Source organism: Imperialibacter sp. EC-SDR9 (genome assembly GCF_902498805.1).
GTDB lineage: Bacteria > Bacteroidota > Bacteroidia > Cytophagales > Cyclobacteriaceae > Imperialibacter.
On sequence record NZ_LR701637.1, the window covers coordinates 148,332 to 172,271 of the forward strand.

The window sequence follows — 23,940 nt, forward strand, 5'->3', positions numbered from 1 at the left end:
GATAATGTCAGACGGATATTTGGACATGGAACTGCTCCGGTTTACTACAGCCGGAAGTGTAGACGACGGGAAAAGTACCTTGATAGGAAGGTTGCTTTTTGACTCAAAATCGATTTTTGAAGACCAGCTACTTTCAGTCGAGAACTCCAGCAAGAAAAAGGGACTTGGTCACGTGGACCTTTCGCTTTTGACTGACGGCTTGAAGGATGAAAGAGAGCAGGGAATCACGATAGACGTAGCTTACAGGTACTTTGCTACTCCAAAAAGGAAATTCATTATTGCCGATACGCCCGGACACATCCAGTACACCCGTAACATGGTGACTGGCGCATCTACCGCCAACCTGGCACTTATTCTGGTAGATGCCCGAAAAGGGGTGATTGAGCAAACCTGCCGTCACAGTTTTATTGCCTCCCTCCTGCAAATTCCCCACATTATTGTGTGTGTCAACAAAATGGATCTTGTTGACTACTCTGAGGAAGCCTACGACAAGGTGGTGAAGCAGTATGAAGATTTTGCGGCCAAACTCGATGTAAAAGACATCAGGTTTATTCCTATTAGTGCCCTTCATGGCGACAACGTAGTAAACAAGTCGGAGAAGACTCCCTGGTTCCACGGAGGGACGTTGCTGCATGAACTTGAAACTATTCACATCGCCAGCGACGAAAATCATATCGATTGTCGTTTCCCTGTGCAGACGGTCATACGCCCTCATTCTGATGAATATCATGACTACAGAGGCTATGCCGGCAGGGTTTCTGGCGGCATTTTCAAGCCTGGGGATGCTGTAACAGTGTTGCCATCAGGCCTTACTTCGAAAATCAAATCGATCGACACGGCGGATGGCCCGATCGCAGAAGCGTTTCCTCCTATGTCGGTTACTTTGACGCTGGAAGATGATATTGATATCAGCCGTGGCGACATGATCGTGCGTGACAACAATCAACCCAAAGCAGTCCAGGACATAGATGTAATGCTATGCTGGATGAACAATAAAGGGCCATTGCCAAGAGCTAAGTACACATTGTTTCACACAAGCAATGAAGTGAAAGCGATCATCAAGGAAGTGCAATACAAAGTGGACATCAACACACTCCACCGTATGGAGGAGGACAAAGACATCAAGTCCAATGAAATAGCCAGGGTTCAACTCAGGACGACCAAACCGCTATTGGTAGATTCCTATAGGAGAAACAGAAATACTGGCAGTATCATTTTGGTCGACGAGGCCACCAACGAAACCGTTGCAGCGGGGATGATTATCTGATGGAGCAAACTAAAATTAAGAGCCTGATAGGTATAGCCAAAGAAGCAGCCATCGAAGGTGGAAAGGCCATTCTCAAAATTTATGACACAGAAGATTTTGGTGTGGAAACCAAGGGCGACAACTCACCACTTACGAAGGCCGACAAGGCAGCTCATGACGTGATCATGAAACATCTTGAGAACACCGGCATCCCGGTGTTGAGTGAAGAAGGCAAAGGGATAGATTTCAGCGAAAGATCGGGCTGGGAGTATTTCTGGCTGGTTGATCCTCTCGACGGTACAAAGGAGTTTATAAAGAGAAACGGTGAATTTACAGTCAACATTGCCCTTGTTAACAAAACGGAGCTAGTGGCTGGCGTGGTGTACACACCTGTGCAGGAAAAGTTGCATTGGGGTATTATTGGCCAGGGAGCTTTTCTGGAAGAAAAAGGTCAGACGACTCGGCTTGATGGTGGAAAATCGTCTGGATACTCAGGCTCTGTACGAGTAGTGGCCAGCCGGTCTCACATGAGCGAAGAGACGCATGAGTTTATCAGTCAATACGATAAGCCTGAAATAGTATCAATGGGCAGTTCGCTGAAGTTTATGGTGCTGGCGGAAGGTGGTGCCGATGTTTATCCCCGTTTCGGGCCTACCATGGAATGGGACACAGCAGCAGCGCAGGCAGTACTGGAAGCAGCAGGTGGCTCGGTGATAGACAACAAAACAAACGAGTCCCTTAGGTACAACAAAGAGGTATTGCTCAATAATTTTTTCATAGCAAAAGCAAAAAAAGAGGATTAACAGGTTCTCTTTTTTATTTTCTTAGCACACCAACTATCCTGTCGCCTTCGTTGTCAGGGCTGTATTCCTATTTAGTAAGCTAATTAATTATCCTATCTTGCGCATTATTTCTCGAAACCAGACTAAGCAAAAAGGTATCATGACCTTTTCGAACGCAAAATACCGTCTCTTCACCGTTTTGTTTCTGGCCATTTTCATTGGCCTCTCTCCAAAAGCAAGTAGTCAGGCCATCCCTGATCTTTCAACTATCAATGTTGACAACCTCTCTGACGCTCAAATAGTCGAGCTAATGAGCAAGGGCACGTCTATGGGGTACTCGCCAGACCAGATGCTACAGTTGGCACAGAGCCAGGGACTTTCTGCTGCTGAGGTAAACAAACTCTCAGGCAGGGTCAATAAAATTAGTTCGGCTCGGGTGAGCGATGGAAAATCGTATCCAGGTAGCCAGATAAGAGGGCAGCATGATTGGGATAAGATTATGGGACCTAAGAAGCCGGGAGAAAAGGAGGAAGAGGCCCCACTTGAGGAACGTATTTTCGGCTATTCACTTTTTAACAACGAAAGCCTCAAGCTCACCTTTGAACCAAGCCTCAATATGCCTACGCCGCAAAATTATGTGCTAGGCCCCGGCGACGTACTCTTCATAGATATTTACGGTGCTTCAGAGCAATACTTCGAAGCAAGGGTTAATGCAGAAGGCAAGCTCGTCATTGCCAACTTTGGGCCGATTTCGGTGAGTGGTCAGACGATAGATCAGGCTAAAAAGCAAATTACCGACAAACTTGCCGTAGCCTATATTGGCCTCCAAGGAGCAACACCCAATACTTTCATCAATGTTTCTTTAGGTCTGGTGCGCACTATTAAGGTGAATATGGTAGGTGAGTTGAGACTACCGGGTACCTACACGCTGAGCTCACTTTCCACAGTTTTCAACGCCTTATATGCTGCGGGTGGAATTACAACTAATGGAACTTTCAGGAATATAAAGGTCTTCCGCAAAAACAAACTTATTGCCACCGTCGACGCCTACGATTTCCTGATAGGAGGAAACGCTGAGAATAATATAATGCTGCAGGAGGAAGATGTGATCATTGTTGATCCGTATACCTCCAGAGTGGAAGTTAAAGGGGAGGTAAAACGACCTGGCATATTTGAGTTAAGCGGCGATGAGTCGTTTAAAGACGTGCTACACTACGCTGGAGGCTTCACCGATCAAAGCTACAAGGATCGGGTAAATGTGACCAGAAACAATGACGCCGAAAAAATGGTGGCAGATGTTTTTAAAGACCAGTTTGAAATATTCACACCGAAAAGTGGGGACGTGTACAGGGTTGGAAAAATCCTTGACCGCTATGCTAACAGGGTGCAGATAAAGGGTGCTGTTTTCCGAGCGGGCTCTTATTCTCTTTCCGACGGGCTCACCTTGACTGAGCTTATCAAAAGGGCCGACGGGCCCACCGGAGATGCATATGCCTCCAGGGCTACGATTACCAGAACACTGGATGACTTGTCGACAGAAACGATATCGTTCGATCTTGCGAAAGTTCTGTCTGGCGAAAACGAAGATATTGCTATCCAAAGGGAAGACATTGTCACCATATTTTCAAAATATGACCTCAAGGAAGAATACTATGTTACGATTACTGGAGAAGTAAATCAGGCGGGAGAGTTCTCCTATTCGGAAAAAATGACGGTGGAAGATCTTATCGCTCAGGCTAATGGGCTGAGAGAGGCTGCTGCGGAATCGAACATTGAGATTACCAGAAGAGTAAAAGACCTCAACTCTAAAGACATCTCTGATATAATAGTGATTCAGGTCGACAAAAGCCTTGGCATGACGTCCACGGGCACAGTGCTGGAGCCATTTGACCATGTAGTTGTGAGAAGAAACCCCAACTATCGTATCGAGAGGTTTATCCAAATTGACGGTGAAGTGCTGTATCCGGGCAAGTATGCCATTAGGAATGTGAATGAGAAGATTTCTGACGTTGTCAAGCGAGCTGGTGGACTTTCAGAATCTGCCTATCCCAAAGGAGCAACACTTATTCGCCGGACAGAGTTTTTCAACGAAGAACCTGAACTTTCACGAAAGATGAAAAGCTTAGAGGGCGTGCAGGAGAATATCGAAGGCAGCCAGAAAGACCGTACAGAGTCTCAGAACCTTTTGTCCAACAAAATTGATGAAGAGCTCTACGAGAAGGCAGCCGATCTTTCCTCTAATGAGGACCTTTCCAGTTTTGCTAAACGGGAAAGGCTCGCCGAAATGGGACTTACTAATCCTTTTTTGGCTGGCGGAGGGCTGAAGGAAACCGAAATTATAGGAATCAATCTGGAAGAAATAATGTCGAATCCGGGATCAAAGTATGATTTGATTTTGGAAGAAGGTGATGTGGTCAGTATTCCGAAACAGCTACAGACAGTAAGGTTGAGGGGGAGGGTACTTTACCCCACCACCGTACGATATGAAAACAGCAAGTCTGTTAAATATTTTATTGACAGGGCGGGTGGGTTCGACAGCCGGGCGAGAAAAGGCCGCACTTATGTGGTGTATGCTAACGGGGAGGTGGCTAGAACCAAAGGATTTTTGTTTATGAGAAACTACCCAAATGTTGAGCCTGGCGCTGAGATAATAATACCAGTTAAGCCATTAAAGATACCTTTGAAGCCGGGTGATCTTATTGGTGTTGCCACGGGCTTAGCTACCATTGCTTTGGTGGTTAGTCAAATTGCTTTCAAGTAGAACCTCATGGCAAAAGAGAAATATATTCAGGAAGATAGCATTTCACTTAGAGAGCTTTTGTTACGAATAGCAGCTCTGGTGAACTATGTGTTACATAAATGGAAAATCATCGCCTTGGTCGTTGTGGTCGGGGGCGTCTTAGGCTATCTGTATACGCTGCGTAAGCCGACTTATACAGCGCAGACAACCTTCGCACTTGAGGAGTCTAGCAGTTTGAGTCAAATCTCCGGACTTGCTTCTTCACTTGGCCTAAGCCTTGGATCTCTCGGAGGAGATGAGGAAGGGCTATTTAAGGGAGAGAATATTTTGGAGCTCTACAGGTCGAAGAGAATGCTAGTAGAGACGCTGCTGACTGAGGTAAAACACAATGGAAGCAAAGAAAGACTCATTAATACATTTGGAAGGGAGTCGAAATGGGACAAGTCCTGGCAATCAAAGAGCTATCTTAAGGGATTGTCCTTTGATGTGGATCGTTCGCAGTTCACAGCCAGTCATGACAGTATTTTGATTGAAGTAGTTGAGCAACTTAAGAAAAGCTACATAACAGTCGACAAACCGTCAAGGAGACTCAACATTATTAGTGTGCAGGTAAATTCTAAGGATCCGTTTTTTTCAGCGGCCTTTGACACGACTTTGGTGAAAAAAGTGAGTGACTTCTACCTCTATAGTAAAACAAGAAAGACGACCGAGACAGTGGCTACTCTACAGCATCAAGCAGACAGTGTAAAGAAAGTGCTTGACAGTTCCGTTCTTGATATTGCAACAAACCTAGAGAGAACGTTGAATTACAATGTGTTGAACCGAAAGCAAAATGTACCTATTCAGCAAAAGCAGATGGATTTACAATCGTCCTTCGCTGCATATTCAGAAATTGTGAAGAATCTCGAACTGGCGAAGCTAAACCACTTGGATCGGCAACCACTGATTCAAATAATTGACAGACCTATGAGGCATCTTGAAAACAACAAATGGCGCTGGTATAAAGGCCTAGTTGTAGGCATGTTCGTCTCTGGATTACTTTCGACAGGGTTTTTTGTTGTGAAGTTTTTCTTTGCACATGCGTTGCAAGCAAGGTAGAACTCTCAATGAGAATTTCGGCCAGGGATGAAAGACAGATCGACCATGCTTTTTAAGACAAGAGTCAGTAAACAATGATCTTATTTCTGTTGTTTTTCTTGGCCGCACTTTTGGCTATTGGCTATTCATCTTATAAAATCCTTTTTAAGGGTGGGAGTGAGTATGTGATTGTTTTTATGTGTCTATACCTGCCGGCATATATTACCATTCTAAGTTTAGTGTACAAGCAAACCGGATCAACGGCAGCCGTTGTTTTTTTCCAATATGCAAAAGAGCTCATTGTCCTGTTTGCATTTCTCACCTTCATTTTTTTTAAGAGAGACTTTTTTTCCTGGAGTTATAAGCTTCTAAGTATTGACATAGTATTTATGTCCTTCCTTCTACTTGCTTTTACATATGTAATATTGCCCCTCGGAGGGGCTGGGATTACAGAAAAGCTGGCCTATTTTAAAAACATTCTTATGCTTGGGATCATGTACTTTTTTGGGAGAAACTTCTCGAAAAGTGGTCGTGATACCACAATCGTTACTAACGTCATACTTTTCGTAGCGGTTATAGCATTCTTTTTTGTTGCCGCGGAAGCCGCAATGGGAACGCACTTTCATAGTTTTACCGGATATGCTCAGTATAACAAAGCCTTAAATGAAATAGAACCAACTGGCGAATATATGCTTTCATGGACTTTTGAAACTGCGGCCGGCCATAAACGGTATTCTTCCTTTTTTTCTACCCCATTAGAGCTCGCAAGTGCTGTAGTACTTGCCTTCCCTCTTTCGCTCATTTTGCTGTTAAATGCCACAGAAAATCTGTCAAGAGGGAAATATGCCGCATTAATAGTTCTGCTCCTGATTACACTTGTGCTAACATTTTCCCGGGCCTCTATGGCATCGCTCTTTGTTGAGCTTGTATTCGTCACGATCATATTTAGGTATTACAGAATGATTTTTGTTGGGGTCGGATTGTTGGCACTCGCTGGCTTATATTTCTATTTTTGGGCTCCAAAGGATACAGTCGATCTCATTTACGATACAGTTACTTTTCAAGAGCCGTCCACCCTGGGTCATGCCATAGAATGGTTTGAGGGAATTGATAGTATGATTGCATCACCTCAGGGCATAGGGCTGGCGATGAGTGGGAATGCCCGAGGTGTCGTAGAGGGTCTTCGTGTTGGCGGCGAAAACCAATTCATCATATTTGGCGTTCAGCTGGGAGTTTTAGGGCTTTTTCTTTATTGCCTTTTACTATTTCTGTCGGTCTGGTATTCATTTAAGGCTTATAGGCTAGCGAATTCTAAAGAGCATCAAGTAATACCGTTTACAGCTGCTACGGTGAAAGTGGGTATGTTTTTGCCACTTTTTACCTCCAATGCCGAGATATATCTTTATGTCGCCTTTGTATCGTGGTGGATGGTGGGATATAGTGTTTCAGTTTATCAGATCAACAGAAGGCCCTTACTTCAACCCAAGTTAAACACCATATGAAACAAGCTTCCTGTCCTTTGTGTTCAACCAAGCCAGATGCGTTGGTATTGGAGAACGGAATGAAGATTTCAGAAGATTTCACAATAGTGACATGCAGAATATGCGATCACAAGTACACCTATTTTCTTGTGAATGTTTCTGAAGAAGAAATCTATAGGGACGAGCGGTATAGAGTGATTGACAATCGAAATTCGATATTTGACAAAATGCTTTCTTTTGAGTACAATCGAGTGGTTGGCAAGATTAAGAAGAGGTATGGTTCGGAACCCGCAGTCCTTGATTTTGGAAGTGGGAAGGGTAAATTCCTCTCCTTGTGTAAGGAGGCTGGTTTCAGGACAAACGGAGTGGAAACCTCGGAACCAAGAGCTGACTTTGCCAGGAAATTTTATCAATTAGAAATAGATTCCAGCTATTATTCCAAAGGCAAACTTTTGGGCGCTCCTTTTGATGTGATAAGTTTATTCCACGTTTTAGAGCATTTAAACAAACCCCACGACCTATTTACGAATCTTATAAGCGATAATTTGATTCGAGGAGGACTGGTAGTTGTGGAAGTTCCCAATATAGATAGCTGGCAATCAAAGTGGGCTGGCAAGAATTGGCTGCAATTGGACGTTCCTCGTCATATAAATCATTTTAGCCAAGACTCTATTATCTCTCTAATTGAGTCTTGTGGCCTTCGCCCAGTCGAAATTAGCTACTTCTCTTCGCACGTGGGCCTACTGGGAATGTTGCGTACGTGCCTGGGCTTGGTGGGCTACAAAGGAGACCTTATTCACAGTCTAAAAAACAAGAAAAATATTCCTCTTTATCTGTTAGTAGGACTGTTACTACCGGTGTCGACAGTTTTGGAAGTGGTGGCAAGCTTGTTTCAACGAGGCGGAATCATAAGGATTTATGCTGCCAACAACTCACATGCGGAAGGAAATAATGGTTGATTTATATGCTCTGAATAGCTCTTATTACGGCCTGTGGGCCTAGTTCAAACATGCATCTTGCATAGCCATTAACTTGACTATCACACTTTGCGTGGGTGAGTTGATCGCACTTGCATTCACCACTATCCACTACTATCGAAAATTTGGAATAAGGCCGGTATTCACAAGAGCGTGTTGGTCCAAAAATGGCTATGATCGGAGTGTCAAAACAAGACGCTATGTGCAGAACACCGGTGTCAACTCCAACCACAAGTGTAGAAATTAACGTCATACAAGCTAGCTCATTAAGACTTGTTTTGCCTGCCAAAGAGTACACTTTTGAAGGAAAAACACTCGCAAGTGATGCAGAATTTTCCTGGTCTTCCCTTGTTCCAACTATAACTACTTTGTAATCCAGGGTTAAAAGGTGCTTAATAACGGCTTCAAAATAAGGAAGGGGCCAGGACTTGATATCCTTTGAAGAGAAAGGAGCAATCATAGCAAGTTTTTTTAGCGAGCTTGTACCCAGAAGCTCCTCTAAATGTTTTGTTGCCAGAAGCTTCGCTTCGTCTGAAAGAAATATCTCAGGGTGACGCACTATAGGAATCTCCCCGAAACAGGCCAATACATCTAAAGTCCTCTCCAGTTCGTGTTTTGAGGCATCATATTCCGATGCGTAGTCCAGCATGAATTTGTTTCCTGACCTTGAGTTACCAACCAGCACCTTTGCGCCTGTAAAGAAGCCGAATAGTAACGCAAACCTCATGTCTCCTCGAAAATCTACCATCAAATCGAATTTCTTTCTTCTTAGGCGAAAAACGAGGTGGAATAACTCTTTGAATAAGGAAAAGCTAAATCGGTTATTTGCTCTCAAATGCCCCCAAGGCCAATTAAAAGTATCGATTTCGTCAATCCTTGGGTCTTTACTAAAAAGCACCTTGGCGGAAGGATTAGTCAATAGTGTGATTTTGGCGTTGGGAAACCGGTGCCTTATAAATGAAAAGGAGGGGCTCGTCATAACTACATCACCTATGTAGTCTAGCCTTACCAATAGAATTTTCTTTGCTGGCAAGGACTTAAACTTCACACTTTTGCCAAACACATTCTTAGGCAGAAAAAGTAGCCATAGAACAGCATTAACCGCATATAGCAGTAGCCTTTTCTTTTTGTTATGTATCAGCGCTGACATCTGTTTTATTCAAAAAGGATGTGATTTTTGCTAGCACTTTTGAGCCGAATCTTTCCCACGTAAACTCCTTCACTCTTTCAGTACCGGCGGTAGTTAGCACTTGGCGAAGTGCCTCATCGAAAAGTAGCCTTTCAAGTTTGCTGCTGATATCGTCTATTTCGTAAGGATCTATCAACAGAGCTGCGCCTCCGGCTATTTCTGGCATTGAACACAGATTTGAGGTTAATACAGGTACATTGCTGGCAAACCCTTCTATTATCGGGAGTCCGAACCCTTCGTGCAAAGATGGAAACGCCACAACCTTAGCGTTTTGGTAAATTATTGGCAGCTCAGCGTCGGTCACATACCCGCAAAGTATTACGTCGTTCGTTAGATTTAGGCTCTTAATCAGCGATCGTATTTGCCGAGTGCTATCGGAGTGCTTCCCGGAAGCAGATTGCCCTACTATCGCCAACTTTAATTTTTGAAGTGATTCGGTGTGTCTGATTTTCAATACGCTGAAAGCTTCAAGAAGCCTTCCGATATTTTTTCTTGCTTCAAACGTGCCAACGAAAAGAATATATTGGTCTGCTACAAGTCCACCGGGAAGCTTTGAATTGAGCTTAGGTGTACTTTTAAAGAATAGTTGATCGACTCCGTTATATACTACATGAACTTTCCTTTCGTCCAAACTCATTAAATCAACGATTTGTCTTTTAGCAAATTGTGAAACGGTGAATATCAAGTCAGCTCTTCTGATGGCAACTTCTATAAATGGAACATAGTAGAAATAGAACCATAAAGTGCTGGTAAACTCTCGCTGAGCCCGCATGTGAGCATCGTGGGCGATTACGGCCCTTGGACAGGGTGTGAAAAGTGGGGTATTAAATTCAGGAGAAAGCAAGAAATCAACCCTATGTTTAGCGCACAGAAACGGCAGTTGAATATGCACCCAAAAAAATCGAAGTGCGTGGCTTCGGAGTTTGACGAGTAGACCGGAGCCTTTTTTTAACGTGTATCCTGGCTGAAACTCGAGCAGCTCTGTATTGGGCGCTGCTTTTAGTTGCTCAAGCAAATTTTCGGTCACTCTCCTGGTGCCTGCCTTTTCAGTAAGAAGATGGTGAGTATCAATTGCCAGTTTCATCCGGATTGCATTTTTTCATATTATCATTCAAAAGAAGATGGTCGATTGAAGAGATCATAAACCTGTCTCATCTCAGGCTCCTCACTTCCTCGTTTCCTGATGAGAAGATCGAGATAAGCCTTGGAAGGAAGCATGGCCTGAAGCGGCTTGTTGGTGGATTCCTCCAGTATTGTTTTGACTCTACTCATTTGTCACGCTGTTTTGAGCGTTGGCTTGCGAAATGCTAGTAAGGTAGGAACGAATCAGTGACTTAATATCGTTACCCATCCTGCCTTTTAAGAACTGAACCAGTATTTGAAAGAAAATAAGCGTCTTTACAACTGGCAAATAAGCCGCTGGGTACCACTTCTTATAATAATAAAGTTTACTTCTTAAAAGCACTTCATGCTTAAACCTGTTGAAAGTACTAGGTTGATTATTCCCTACTGCCCCACCTTCAAAATGAATAATTTTGGCTTCTGGGAGTATGTAAGAGGTTAACCCCAGTTTGCTGAGGCGAAGAAAAAGGTCAGTTTCTTCATAGTACAGGAAGTAGTTTTCGTCGAAGCCACCCACCTTCCAAAAGAGTTCATTTCTTATAAAAACATCTGCGCCTACAACATATGGAACCTGTAATTTTCCACTCCCATGCACTTTAGCACCAATCGCTATTTTTCTTTCATAGTATCCATTCAGAAGAAAACTAAGTCCAAGCCCTATATTACAAACTTCAAGCAGTATGCCGGGGAAGTTACCATAAGAATGATTTGGCTGAAGGTTTTTTGTTAGTAGGCCTCCTCCGCACGCAGCTACGGCGGGCCCAGAATCTCTCATAAAGCTGATGAAAATTTCGAGGACATCGTTCAAAATCAACGTGTCTGGGTTGATAAAGAAAAGATATTTTCCCGAAGCATGTTTTGCCCCTAGATTGTTAGCTTTGCCGAATCCGAGATTTACCTCAGAAAATATAAGTCTGATATTTTGAGTCTTTTTTTTTTGAGACGCTGACCTTAAAATCGATTTTTCTTTTTCGTTGGAGGCATTGTCAATGATTATAATTTCGAAAGAAGACGAGACGTTTTTTTCAATCAGCGAGGATGCCGATTCCAGCAAAAGGGCTGAGGTGTTGTGATTAACGTAAATAGCTGAAACTATCGGATTCATGAAAGATTGTTACAATGCAATAATGCGCAAAAGTGAGATTCTTTTTGATAAAAAATAAAACTTGATTTTTCGAATGAGGGTTGCAATCATTGGTTCAAGGGGTTATCCATACGTTTATAGTGGTTATGAAACCCTTGTAAAAGAACTTTCTGAAAGGTTGGTCGACAGGGGCATCGAGGTTACTGTCTATTGTCACAAAAATCTTTTCAAAGATAAGCCTAAAAGGCTCAAAGGCATCGATTTGGTTTACCTGCCTTCATTGGAGACAAAAGTGCTTAGTCAGCTAACCCATTCCTTTCTTTCGGTTGTACATGCATGCTTTAGTAACGTAGACGTGATATTTGTTGTTAACTCTGCAAATGGGCCATTTGGCCTACTAACCAGGTTGTTCCAAAAGAAGACCGTTATTAATGTTGATGGGTTGGAATGGCTGCGCCCGAAATGGAAGGGATTAGGTGCCAGCTACTTTTATTTTGCATCCTGGCTTTCCACAAAGCTATATGATCAGTTGGTCAATGATTCTGATGAAATGAGGAGGGTATATCTAAATCTGTTTAAAAGAGAATCAGTTGTTATTGCGTACGGAGCGAATGTTAGAGAATCTATTGATCCCTCTAAAATATCGAAGTGGGGCCTTACTAAAGGAGAATATTTTCTAATTGTAGGCCGTCTTGTACCTGACAACAACGCTGACCTCTTGGTAGAGGGTTTTCTACGCTCGAACTCTGAAAGAAAACTTGTCATTGTTGGTGACGTGCCCTACAAAGACAACTATGCCAAAAACATTAAATCAATGGCTGAAAGTGATGACAGGTTACTATTTACAGGATATGTGACAGATCCAGAGGAATTGGCCGAGCTTTATCACAATGCCTTCGTGTACTTGCATGGTCACGAATTTGGAGGAACCAACCCCACTTTACTCAAAGCAATGGCGTATGGATGTTGTATATTGGCTTTGAATACGCCATTTAGTCGAGAAGTACTTGGTGTAGACAAGTATGGGCTTTTTTTCGAAAAAAACGCTGACTCAGTGGTGGAAAAAATAGAAGTGTTGGATATGGATGAAAAGCTGGCGAATGAGTTTAGGGTCGTTGTCCGGCAAGGGCTGACAGCTAAGTACAACTGGGACAATGTGAGCAACCAGTACATTGAAACTTTTAATAAAGTCGCAAAGAAGCTGCGGAATTAGTTATCGGGACTATGTCACTATCAATTAAATACTCTTGGTGGATGGGTTTTGCGATCTTTTTTGTCTCGTGTGAACCCACGGTGAAAAATGACGCTATTGTATTTTTCAACGATTTTGAGAGTACCAATATGGATAATATTGTCGGAGGTAAGCTTATGAATTATAATGGAAATCAGGTAATTGGAAATTACTTTGACGATGGATTTTCTATGGCAATGGACGATCTCCCTGAACATAATTATATAACTATTTCCTTTGACTTGTTTATTCATGATTCGTGGGATGGCAATTTATCGTATCCGGCTGGGCCAGATTGGTGGTTGATGCTGGTTGACGGGCAGTCAATCATCGAAACCACTTTTTCCAATGGGATATGTAATGCTTTATGGTGCATACAACAATCTTATCCTCAAAACGGATGGAGGATGAATGACCCGAAGACCGGAGCTTTTAAGACCGACCTCCCATTGCTGTGTTACTATTCTGAGCTCAGTAATGGAACGAGTATTTACAAAATCAGCAAAACAGTTGGCCATTCAGGACGTAAGCTGGAAGTCAGATTTTTTGATAGGCTTACCCAACCTATTCCAAATGACATATGCGACGAAAGCTGGTCTCTTGATAATTTGACTTTGAAAACGCTTACTTTAAATTAGACCATATTGAATTGATTTACTATTCTTCTTTTCTAAAGGGAAATATTCAGTGGGAGAGCTGCAGGCTTAGTGTGTTTATTTTGACATGCTAGTAGTAAAAAAGGGAGTAGGCAACCGTACTTTACGAATACATCAAGAGGTGTCTTGCTTCAATTGAATGAAGGTGAATATAACTGATATGTTAATTGTTATGCCAGCTCATAGAGCGGGATCAAGCTCAAAGTACATTTAATGTGATAAAGTACCTGTTCTGGCTTTTGAGTTTATGTTTGTTCAATCAAGTTTTTGGGCAGTCGATCCCTGTTGTGGGGTATGGTGCTGTCGAGGACTATTTGAGACGGGGCCAGCTATTGGAAAACATTTCGGATAAATATTCTTTTTCCAGGCGATCACTGTCTTTTGTAAATGACGATTCGTCTTACATTAACGATGTCCGGTATCTGTGGGAAGGGAATTCGGTTTTTGATCAAGAGAAATTTAAGGTAGCTGTCCTTCCTCTACAAAATCGCTTTCAGAGCAACACAAAAATTCCTTATGGTAGCAATGATGGAGCTTTTATACCAGCTGTCGGCGCCCAAAACCTCCTAAGCCTTGGGCTGCATATTAAGTATGGAAGATTGACCTCTCAATTACGGCCTGAATACATTTTCGCACGGGATCTCGACTACGATGGGTTTCCTTCGGTGCACTACGACATCATTTGGATGTGGAGGTATATTTGGTGGAACAGAATAGACCAACCTGAAAAACTGACAAACGGAAAATACAACAAAATTCTTCCGGGTCAGTCCCTCGTGAAATACAGCTTTGACCACTTTTCCGTGGGAATATCAACCCAAAACATATGGTGGGGGCCTGGTCATCGAAACGCAATAATATTGAGCAACAATGCGCAGGGATTCCCCCACCTATTTGTGGAAACAAACGCACCGGTGGTTACTGCCGTCGGCAGTTTCGAAGGGCAATTTATTGCAGGGAAAATAGAAAACTCCGGAAAACCCCTGCCGCAGCAGGCCAGAACATATTATGGAGCAACTCTTTTTTCTCCTAAAAGAAATAAATGGAGATATATTTCGGGGATTAACTTTTCGTGGCAGCCAAAATGGGTCAAAGGGCTTTTCCTCGGCTACAATAAAACAAAGCAGCTCTATCATGACGATTTAGCGCACTTTCAAGATTTTATTCCAGTCTTTAACAGGAAAGAAAACCCCTTTGAGGCTCCAATAATTGGGCAATCAAACAGTAGTCACCAATCTTCTGTTTTTTTGAGGTGGGTCTTTCAACCAGAATCAGCAGAGATCTACGCTGAATACGGCAACCATGGGAAACCTAGAAAATTCAGGAGATGGCTTGAGGAGCCCGAAAAAAACAGAGGCTATACTCTGGGTCTCACTAAGTTGTTCCCCTTAAGGAACAAACAGTACTTGCAGTTCCAAATAGAGGTCACTCAGTTACAACAATCACAAAGGGAAGGAATTTTTGATGCGGATAGTTGGTATTCCGACGACTATATTCGTCAAGGGTTTACTCACAAGGGCCAGCTTCTCGGTGCAGGAATTGGGCCAGGGGGCAACTCGCAGTATTTGGATTTCAGCTGGATAAGGGGTATTAACAGAATAGGCATCCAATTAGAAAGAATCACACATGACAATGACTGGATGCTATACGCTTTTTCCCGAACAGGCGATTATAGACGACATTGGATCGATTTTACAGCAGGGCTACATATCGATTGGAAAATTTCTAACCTATTGTTATCCGCAAAAGCTGTCTATGTCAGGTCAATTAACTATCAGTGGGAACTAGTGTTTGACCCTGATTTGCCTTGGTTCCGCAATGGACGTGATGTGACAAATTTTCACCCTGCTATTTCCTGCACAATCCCGCTCCAGTGGAATAAGAACTACTTCTCTTTTCTTCCCGGGCCGCGAAGGGCCAAGTGAAGTGAAACTTTCTTTTTCAAGAAGGAACGTCCTCTCAATTGTGAGAGAAGGAGTAACAGAGTATGATGTTTTTTTGACAGTAATGGTTTGAACTTTTCTAAAAAAAGCGAAGCGATTGCTATCTCACTCTTTAAATAGTTTTGATCCCCGGTAACTAACAATTTAAGATTTTGTAGTCGTCGTCTGAAAGCAGTTTTTTTTAAGTGAGAAGCTGAAAAGGCAGCATTGCTGCCATGTTTTCTATACTTTACAAGCGGCAGGTCAATTTTGGATGCTGTGCCGAAACTATATCCAATTAAAGCCATCCAATGGTCGTGCATTGGTGAGGAGGAGGGCATTTCGAGAAATAGCTTTCGCATTGGCGGATTTATCAACATGCTACAGCCGGTAACAAAATTTCCGTATAACAGTGTTTCGAAACAGTGAACATAGGTGTCCTGTCCAAGCTCGTTCCAAAACGATTCTCTAATCACTTTACCTTTTTTGTCAATTACAGCCAAGTCTGAATACACCAAGGCTGGAGTGGTTCCATCGTCTATTTCGCTCATGCGATGTAACAACATCTCCAGCTTGTGCGGCATCCAAATGTCATCCTGATCCGAAAATGCAATGTAGTTTTGAACTTCAGTTAGGGAAACGGCCTTTTTGAAATTTTCAATAATGCCGAGCCGCAATTCGTTGGGAATGTAGCGCAGGTAGCCTGACGATTCGTAACTCTTAAGAATTTCCGCAGAGTTGTCCTGGGATAAGTCATCACAGACTACAATTTCTGAGGGGGGTAGGCTTTGGTTGACTATCGAGTTAATCTGTTCGGCCAGAAATGCACCGCCGTTAAATGTCGCCATAGCCACAGAAACTTTTCTTTCTTTCATAACCCTTCGAGGCATCAGAGGTTAAGCTTTTTCATTACGGCCTGCCATAAATCCATCATGAGCACGTTCTTTAGCACGAGCATTTGCAAAGTCATGTAGACAAGTACACAGGACCCTATTGACAATGTTAGTGTAAGTGCCGCACTTAAAGATAACAGCCGTAGCCCAAATATAATGGGGACAAACAGTGAAGCACAGAGAATCGACTTAAGGGAGGGCATCCAGTTAAATGAAAGGCGAAAGTTCCTTTGAATAAAATAAAGGTAGGAACAGGTGACAACCACTTCGGTTAGAACATTGGCAATTGAAGCGCCGACTTCCAGAAAGGCTGGGATCAAAACAAAATTAAGGGCAAGGCAAAGGCCCAAACCAAGTGCTACGGAGTAAAACACTTCTTTGTGAAAGCCAGCAGGAACCAAAATAACAAAGGCAAATAGATGCCCGAGACCAACAAGAAGTGGTAATATTGAAAGTATTTGCATGCTTGGCACTGCAAGTAAAAATCCCTCACCTGAAAACACTTCAATAAATTCGGGGGCCAGCAGCAGAAGTCCCACGCTAATTGGTATAGCCAGAAGTAAGACAAAACCAAAAGCTTTGTTGACCATTACCTTCATGTCTTCCTGCTCATTTCTTGCAAGTGCCCGTGCAACCTGGGGCACTAATATGGCACCCAATGAAATCACGATCGGAATAGTGATCCTTGTCAGCTTGACAGCAGCTGTGTATAGACCAACAGACTCGTCGCTTGTTAGGAAGCCAAGGATGACCGTGTCAAGCACAGTATACATGCTTGCGGCTACGGTAGTGCTAAAGATAAACAGAAGAGGTTTGAGATGTCTTTTTAGATTTAAACCTGAAAATGACAAAGAGACTTTTCCTCTCAGCAAGACCACATTCAGGAAGTGACTTCCCTGTATTGTGAATAGAACAATAAGTAAATAGGCCAGGTAATCGTCAGCTTCCTTTATGAAAGTGAAAGTAAGTACAAGTGCTATCGATTTTATGACGACGGATCTGACAGCAATGGTCTTGAAATCTTCGAGGCCTGAGTAGAACCATTCGATTGAAGTAAAACTCAGAACCACTATTAGACCTGCAAATAGAAACAGTTGAAACTGGTTGCCAAAAAAAGGAACCGAAAAAATTAGGGCAAAATAGGCTAATGAAAGCAACAAACTGGTAATTATGTATATGCTTGTCAACTCAGAAAAGACCTTTGAAAGTTTAAAAAAATCGCCTTTTGCCCCTGCAATTACCTGAATACCATATACGGGGATACCCAGCGCTGCTATAAGAGTAAAGTACTGAGAGAAGGAAGTGACAAACTGCACCTTTCCAATGCCAGAGGGCCCCAATATCCTTGACACGTACGGAAAGGTTATGATAGGAAAAAGGATATTCGAAAATGAAAAAATAAGATTATAAAAATAGTTTCTTTTCATAGCTAGAGGAGGCGACTCCCAACCCGACATTAGATGAAAATCTTTCAAGGAAACTGAATAGGTCTGTTCTCTCAGACTACCATTGGATCATCTATTTTCAATTTAAGTCACATAAATACAAAAAGCTTTAGATATTTACCCTCACAAATTATTTCCTTGCGGGATAAACTTTATAAAGCAACTTAATGAGGTCAGTTATTGACGTCGAAAAAGCAATAGAAGAGGTGCATTCTCAACTTGCTGAAGAAAAAGAAAGCGATCTGGAATATTTCAATTACCACAAACGCAGGTATCGGAGAATGGCGTCTTCGGTAGTAAAGGTAATGCCGCCAGGCAGCAAAATTTTGGAAATAGGCAGCCACTATTTACATTCTTCCATGATTCTTACCAAACTGGGCTACCAGATAGACGCCATGGATGTAAGTCCTTTTTGGGATCTTGAATTTGTCAGGAAGAGAGAAAAAGGCTTTGGGATAGTAGGGATAGTTGAAAACGATCTCGAACAGTTGACGTCCATGGAAGGCGTTGATTCCAGGTACGACTTGATTCTTTTTACCGAGATTATGGAGCACATAACATTCAACCCCATTTCATTTTGGAAGAGTGTTCATAAGATAATAAGGCCTGGAGGGATCATTTATATATCGACACCTAATTCTTTGACTTTGATGAGCATCGTCAGAAGCATAAAAAACTTATTGACTATGACGGGGATTGGTGTTGGCGTTGGGGAGATATTTGAGAGGGTTACGTATGGCCACCATTGGAAAGAGTATTCTGCAAAAGAGATAAGAAAATACTTCCACCTTTTGTCGGATGACTTTCACGTGAATATTAAGAGGTATCACTATAAGCAGTATTCATGGGAAACCCCTGTTGAAGGCATTTATAAGATCCTCTCATCAATTGGAAATACAAGTTATGTTTTCTCTGAAGAGCTTGAAGTGTTAGTTACAGTGGCTAAGGAGGGTTCCTGGAAGCTGGAACCACCAAAATACTGAAAGTTCTGTTATAGTTTGATGAAACCCATCTGCCATTGTTGCTTTCAAATTTGCCCGCCGGAAAGGTAGATGACAATATCGTCTAAGCTTTTCTGTGGGATTTATATCTTGGCAACGCTAATTTGAAACAAGGTCGGTGCACATGAGTATCTTGAGGTGTTTTGCTTCAATACTACTTAGCAGGAAAGACAGGCAAAGTTTGAGGTTTTGGTGGCATTGCTTTTCAACACGCTAACGAGAAATAGGCTAATGAAAAAGGGAATAAAAGTTTTTGGCTTCATAGTAACGTTGGCTATTTCCATTGTAGTCAATGCTCAAGATATGCCTACTGGCTTTAAATCCTTTGAGGAGCGAATACGGCGTCTACAGCTATTGGGAGATACTTTGATTAGGCCATCCTTTAATATTCGGCCATTTAGCAGTAAGGTTTATTTAGCAGATTCAGCGACAAAGCTCTATGCATTTAGTGGTATTGTTTTCAGTGGGAAGAAGTCTAAGGCTCGCCTAGAGTTGCTCCCTTTTGAATTAACTGCCCAATTGAACACTACTAATCCATATGGGTGGAACGATGGTTTGATGATTCCCTCCAGGGGCTTTCAGTCTTACATCTCAGGAGGGTTTTATTTTAAAGCCGGGCCCTTTCAAGTGCAGCTACGTCCTGAAGCAGTTTGGTCGGCAAACCAAGCGTATCAAGGTTTTACCAATCCCTATGTGCTGCCTTTTTACTACCGGTACACCTATAATTATATAGATTCGCCTGAAAGATTTGGTGAAGGTGCTTACTATAGGCTTCATCCCGGCCAGAGCTTTGCAGGCCTCAACCTGGGGCCAGTTTTTATTGGAGCTTCTTCTCAGAACATCTGGTGGGGCCCGGGAAAAAGAAACGCTTTGATTTTTAGCAATAATGCTCCTGGCTTTTATCACTTGGGGTTAAAAACTACCAGACCAATCGAGACTTCGATAGGAGCCTTTGAATTTCAAACGCTGGTTGGAAAGCTCGAAGGTTCTGGCTACCTGCCAACGCAGATTATCAATCCGCTTCATTTGACTCCGATAGATGATTGGAGGTATTTATCTGGATTCACCTTTAATTATTCTCCATCGTGGTTCTCTGGCTTTCATTTTGGAGCCTCCAGAGTTTTTCAACAATATTTTGGCGACACCAAAAAGAACAAAGATTATTTTCCTGGTATACTAAATATTTTTAAAGCCAACGATCCGGTTTCTGATGATTTGTTTAACAGGGATCAAATGATTTCAGTGTATTTTAGATGGGTTTGGAAAAAGGTCCAAGCTGAGTTGTATGCAGAATACGGCCGCAATGACGCATCCTGGAACCTTAGGGATTTTATTATGACTCCTGAGCACTCAAGGGCATACATACTTGGTTTTTCGAAGCTTTTTGCATTGCCTGGGAAGGATCGTTACCTTCAACTGAATGCAGAGCTTACACAGCTGCAGCAGTCCAGCAATTATATCAATAGAGATGCCAAGAGTTGGTACCTCCATTCGCAAGTCACCAACGGCTTTACGCATCTTGGGCAAGTGATTGGAGCTGGAATTGGCCCTGGGAGTAACCTACAGTCGTTGGAGGTAAGTTGGGTAAATGGATTAAATAAGATAGGAATGCGAATAGAAAGGCTGACTCGCAACAATGACTTTTATAATGTGGCGTTTAGTTACAACCCTCTTCATTCTCCATGGGTGGACACCTCAGCAGCTTTGCTCTTTGACAGAAACTTCAACAGGTTCTTCATAAGCGCCAACCTCTCCTTTGTCAATTCGAACAATTATCAATGGGGCTTTAGGCCTGGCGAAGAAAATGCAGTACTTCCGAGAGGCGAGAGGAAATTCAATGCCTTTGTAAATGTCAATACTGTTTACCGTTTTGGCAGGTAGATTTACAATAAGTTGCGATGTGCGTTGATTGCAACGACTTTAGTGCACCCTTATTGCAATTGAAGAAAAGAGTGAACTTGAGAAGAACTTAGACAACCCGTTCTGGCCCAATGGACTAAGCTTGTGTCAGCAGATTAGGCCCTACTTTGACCAGCAAATAAGGTAAAAGCGATAATGCCTCAGAAATATGGGAATTCTGCGCACTCTTGCTATAATTATTTATATTTGCGACCGTTTACAACCAGGCATTGGTAATAAACCCTGCTAGGCAGAAATATAAAAGACAGTGTTTCTCTTAAACGAAAACTCAAAACATTTAATGAAATTAGTAAAATTAGGTATATCCTTTTCTCGGTTGCAAGGGTTGTTTAAATTAGCTTCAATAATCTTTCTTCTGATCGTCATTCTGGCTCCAAACGATCTGAAGTCGCAGTCCTTTGGGGATTTGGGCTCGATCAAAGTCGATTTGTTGACGGACCAACAAATTGAAGATCTTTTGATAAAAGCAGAGGGCCTGGGCGTTTCGCAAGATCGGTTGATTGCTTTGGCACGCCAAAGAGGAATGCTCCCCGCTGAGCATGCGAAATTTGAAAGAAGAGTAATACAAGTTAGCAATGTAAGACTCAGGAGGGAAAAAAGAGAAGAATCTTCAGCCGAGGCATTACGGAAGACTCAAAGGTTTGGCAGCGACAACCTGTTTGAGTCAATAACGGGTCGTGATAGCTTGGGCTACGAATTGAACGACCTTGAGAAGAAGATTTTTGGATATTCTATTTTTCACAATAAGCCCCTCGATTTTTCTCCAAATTTGAATATGCCTACGCCCAAGAATTATATTTTAGGGCCTGGCGACGAGGTTATAATCAATATTTACGGTGCGACAACGGATAGCTTCAAAGAGATCATTACTCCGGATGGCAAAATCAACATGAAATTTATCGGGTTGATACATATCGGCGGTTTGTCTGTTGATGCCGCTATCTCATCCCTTACCGGTAAACTAGGCAGCTATTATTCGGGCCTGAGAGGAAATAACCCTAACACATTTCTATCGCTAACAGTCGGAAATGTGAGGACGATCAAAGTAAATATTGTTGGAGAGGTGAAGAGTCCTGGTACTTATTCATTGCCCTCCATGTCTACAGTCTTCAACGCCCTTTATGCAGCTGGTGGCCCGACTACCAATGGTACATTTCGCCATATTCAGGTCTACCGATCGGGCAAACTCGTTACCGAGGTCGACACGTATCCGTTCTTAACCAAAGGTGACGACAGCGCCAATGTAAGGTTGGAAGACAATGATGTCATCCTCACAAGACCCATTTCAAATAGAGTTGAAGTTATTGGGGCTACCAGAATACAAGGACTTTTTGAAATGAGACCTCAGGAGACTTTTGAAGATTTGATTTACTTCTCAGGTGGCTTTAATGAACTGGCCTATACTGAAATGGTAACTGTTACCAGGGTAGGTGACGAAATGAAAACTGTTGAAACCCTTGACAAGGCCCTACAGCAACAGTTTTTTCCCAGAGATGGGGATATTTTTACCATTGGTGAAATCCAGGACAGATTTTCAAACCGTGTCCAGATACAAGGCCCGGTCATTCGTCCTGGACAATATGAATTAACTGAAGGATTGACAGTCTCACAGCTAATAAAGAAAGCTGGGGGGCTTCAAGGGGATGCATTTTTGAGCAGGGCAACCTTATACAGGACCTCCGAGAACTTCACCCTTAAAGCTGCTTCCATCGATTTGGGTGCCATCCTTGAAGGGCAAGCTGACGACCTGCCTTTACAAAACGAAGATTTGCTGAGTATTGTGAGCATTTTTGACCTTCGGGAAGAATACTCTGTGGAAGTTAGCGGCGAGGTTAATAAAGCGGGAAACTACCCATATGCCGAAAACATGACAATCGGTGATTTGCTAATTAGAGCAGGAGGTTTGAAAGAATCAGCGGCCAACTCAATTATAGAGATTGCTAGAAGAGTTAGCAACGATAATTCTGGAAAAATAGCTTCAATTATTACTTTTCCAGTCAATAACAATTTGTCGATAGCCGATGAAGAAAGAGAGATTATTCTAAGCCCGTTTGATCATGTTTTTGTTCGAAAAAGCCCCGGTTATCAGGAACAAAAGTTGGTAACCATTGAAGGCGAGGTCAATTATCCGGGAGAATATGCCCTCGATATCGTCACAATGAGAATATCAGACCTTGTAAAGCGAGCCGGAGGTTTGAATCAATTTGCTTATGCTAAGGGAGCAACGCTTCTGAGGAGGACAGAGTATTATGAGCCCAAGCCAGAAGAAGAAATAAGGTTGGACAAATTGACGGATTTGCAGGCAAACACCCTTAGAAAGGATGCTGAAAATATCGAATCTGAAAAGAAAATACTTGAAAGAGTGGATGCAAATGTTACCAAGGGCAAAGAAGCACTTCTAATGAGTGAATTAAATCGATCCGATGACGAGCTTCTTGAGGAGGCCAGGACGGAACGACTTATTCGTACAGGTGCGGTCAAGGAGAAGGAAATGAAAGCAAAAGAAGCAGAATTGGTGGGCATAAATCTTGGTGAAATTATTAGAAACCCGGGTTCTCCCTATGATTTGATACTGAAAGATGGCGATCTGCTAACTATTCCAAAAGAGCTACAAACTGTGAGGCTAAGGGGTGAAGTACTTTACCCGACAACGACTCGCTATGAAACCGGAAAAGGGTTAAAAGGATATATTGGAAATGCAGGCGGCTTCTCGGAGGTAGCTAGTAGAAAACGATCTTATGTTGTTTATGCAAACGGGGAAGTAAAGCGAACGAAGCGGTTTTTCGGGTTCAGGTTTTACCCTCAAATTGAACCCGGAGCAGAAATTATAGTTCCTCTTGCGCCAGCCCGTAGACCCATTTCGATCCAGGAAATTGTAGGCCTGTCTACAAGCCTCCTGACGCTTTATTTACTGGTAAATTCTCAGGTGCTTAGGAATTGATGAGCTTTTTTATGAGGAATAAAAAAATTACTGTAAGAGAAACGTTTTCTGGGGAAGAAATTGCTCTGCTTGATATTTTCTGGCTGTTTTATAGCAGAAAAATTTACCTGGCAGTTTCAGTTGTTGTTTTTCTTATAATAGGGGTGATTGTCGCAAATACCACACCTGTAGAATACGAGGCTACAGTTGAGATTCTATCGGAGGGAGGTGATGACGGATCCGTCGGCGGACTT

Annotated in this window: 18 protein-coding genes; 12 read left to right on the top strand and 6 right to left on the bottom strand. The window is 42.6% G+C overall.

Annotated elements, in window-relative coordinates:
- Positions 1-4: 4 nt before the first annotated feature.
- From cysN to GC130_RS26095, 6 genes are all read left to right on the top strand, one after another.
- Positions 5-1,267, top strand: coding sequence for a sulfate adenylyltransferase subunit CysN (gene cysN, locus GC130_RS26070; RefSeq protein WP_152001312.1), 1,263 nt, complete (start codon positions 5-7; stop codon positions 1,265-1,267).
- On the top strand, positions 1,267-2,049 hold the full coding sequence (gene cysQ, locus GC130_RS26075; RefSeq protein ID WP_152001313.1) for a 3'(2'),5'-bisphosphate nucleotidase CysQ: 783 nt from the start codon (positions 1,267-1,269) through the stop codon (positions 2,047-2,049). Before cysN ends, cysQ begins: the two co-directional genes overlap by 1 nt.
- Before the next feature lie 139 nt (positions 2,050-2,188).
- On the top strand, positions 2,189-4,789 hold the full coding sequence (locus GC130_RS26080) for an SLBB domain-containing protein (RefSeq protein WP_226940613.1): 2,601 nt from the start codon (positions 2,189-2,191) through the stop codon (positions 4,787-4,789).
- A gap of 6 nt (positions 4,790-4,795) precedes the next feature.
- Positions 4,796-5,866, top strand: coding sequence for an exopolysaccharide biosynthesis protein (locus GC130_RS26085; protein WP_152001314.1), 1,071 nt, complete (start codon positions 4,796-4,798; stop codon positions 5,864-5,866).
- A 74-nt stretch (positions 5,867-5,940) separates the two neighbouring features.
- Positions 5,941-7,347, top strand: a complete 1,407-nt coding sequence (locus GC130_RS26090; RefSeq protein WP_152001315.1) for an O-antigen ligase family protein — start codon at positions 5,941-5,943, stop codon at positions 7,345-7,347.
- Positions 7,344-8,285: a class I SAM-dependent methyltransferase gene (locus GC130_RS26095; protein ID WP_152001316.1), complete on the top strand. Its 942-nt coding sequence runs from the start codon at positions 7,344-7,346 to the stop codon at positions 8,283-8,285. The genes GC130_RS26090 and GC130_RS26095 overlap by 4 nt, the downstream gene beginning before the upstream one ends.
- 1 nt (position 8,286) lies before the next feature.
- On the opposite strand, the gene GC130_RS26100 is transcribed toward GC130_RS26095, so the two are convergent.
- The 4 genes from GC130_RS26100 to GC130_RS26110 are packed head-to-tail and all read right to left on the bottom strand — an operon-like array spanning position 8,287 to position 11,719.
- Positions 8,287-9,453 (bottom strand): glycosyltransferase family 9 protein, encoded by a 1,167-nt coding sequence (locus GC130_RS26100; RefSeq protein WP_152001317.1) that lies wholly within the window; start codon positions 9,451-9,453, stop codon positions 8,287-8,289.
- The gene (locus GC130_RS26105) at positions 9,434-10,576 is read right to left on the bottom strand and encodes a glycosyltransferase family 1 protein (RefSeq protein ID WP_152001318.1); all 1,143 of its coding nucleotides are present in this window, start codon (positions 10,574-10,576) and stop codon (positions 9,434-9,436) included. The genes GC130_RS26100 and GC130_RS26105 overlap by 20 nt, the downstream gene beginning before the upstream one ends.
- A 23-nt stretch (positions 10,577-10,599) precedes the next feature.
- Positions 10,600-10,764 carry a hypothetical protein gene (locus tag GC130_RS28760; protein ID WP_193218024.1) on the bottom strand — a complete coding sequence of 55 codons (165 nt, stop codon included), beginning with the start codon at positions 10,762-10,764 and terminating at the stop codon, positions 10,600-10,602.
- On the bottom strand, positions 10,757-11,719 hold the full coding sequence (locus tag GC130_RS26110) for a glycosyltransferase family 2 protein (protein WP_152001319.1): 963 nt from the start codon (positions 11,717-11,719) through the stop codon (positions 10,757-10,759). Before GC130_RS26110 ends, GC130_RS28760 begins: the two co-directional genes overlap by 8 nt.
- A gap of 73 nt (positions 11,720-11,792) precedes the next feature.
- Between GC130_RS26110 and GC130_RS26115 the strand changes: the two genes are divergently transcribed.
- From GC130_RS26115 to GC130_RS26125, 3 genes are all read left to right on the top strand, one after another.
- Positions 11,793-12,911, top strand: a complete 1,119-nt coding sequence (locus GC130_RS26115; protein WP_152001320.1) for a glycosyltransferase — start codon at positions 11,793-11,795, stop codon at positions 12,909-12,911.
- A gap of 11 nt (positions 12,912-12,922) precedes the next feature.
- Positions 12,923-13,567: a hypothetical protein gene (locus tag GC130_RS26120; RefSeq protein WP_152001321.1), complete on the top strand. Its 645-nt coding sequence runs from the start codon at positions 12,923-12,925 to the stop codon at positions 13,565-13,567.
- A gap of 233 nt (positions 13,568-13,800) precedes the next feature.
- Positions 13,801-15,510 (top strand): capsule assembly Wzi family protein, encoded by a 1,710-nt coding sequence (locus GC130_RS26125; RefSeq protein ID WP_152001322.1) that lies wholly within the window; start codon positions 13,801-13,803, stop codon positions 15,508-15,510.
- Here the strand turns inward: GC130_RS26125 and GC130_RS26130 are convergent.
- Together GC130_RS26130 and GC130_RS26135 are read right to left on the bottom strand one after the other, a co-directional pair.
- Positions 15,471-16,382 carry a glycosyltransferase family 2 protein gene (locus GC130_RS26130; RefSeq protein WP_193218025.1) on the bottom strand — a complete coding sequence of 304 codons (912 nt, stop codon included), beginning with the start codon at positions 16,380-16,382 and terminating at the stop codon, positions 15,471-15,473. The genes GC130_RS26125 and GC130_RS26130 overlap by 40 nt on opposite strands.
- Before the next feature lie 14 nt (positions 16,383-16,396).
- On the bottom strand, positions 16,397-17,857 hold the full coding sequence (locus GC130_RS26135; protein WP_370455861.1) for a flippase: 1,461 nt from the start codon (positions 17,855-17,857) through the stop codon (positions 16,397-16,399).
- A gap of 155 nt (positions 17,858-18,012) precedes the next feature.
- On the opposite strand from GC130_RS26135, the gene GC130_RS26140 reads away from it, so the two are divergent.
- The 3 genes from GC130_RS26140 (at position 18,013) to GC130_RS26150 (ending at position 23,707) form a co-directional block, all read left to right on the top strand.
- Entirely contained in the window at positions 18,013-18,828 is an 816-nt protein-coding gene (locus GC130_RS26140; RefSeq protein WP_152001325.1) for a bifunctional 2-polyprenyl-6-hydroxyphenol methylase/3-demethylubiquinol 3-O-methyltransferase UbiG, read from the top strand.
- A gap of 249 nt (positions 18,829-19,077) precedes the next feature.
- Complete coding sequence (locus GC130_RS26145) at positions 19,078-20,727, top strand: capsule assembly Wzi family protein (protein WP_152001326.1); 1,650 nt, start codon at positions 19,078-19,080, stop codon at positions 20,725-20,727.
- A gap of 319 nt (positions 20,728-21,046) precedes the next feature.
- Complete coding sequence (locus GC130_RS26150; RefSeq protein ID WP_152001327.1) at positions 21,047-23,707, top strand: SLBB domain-containing protein; 2,661 nt, start codon at positions 21,047-21,049, stop codon at positions 23,705-23,707.
- The last annotated feature ends 233 nt before the right edge of the window (positions 23,708-23,940 follow it).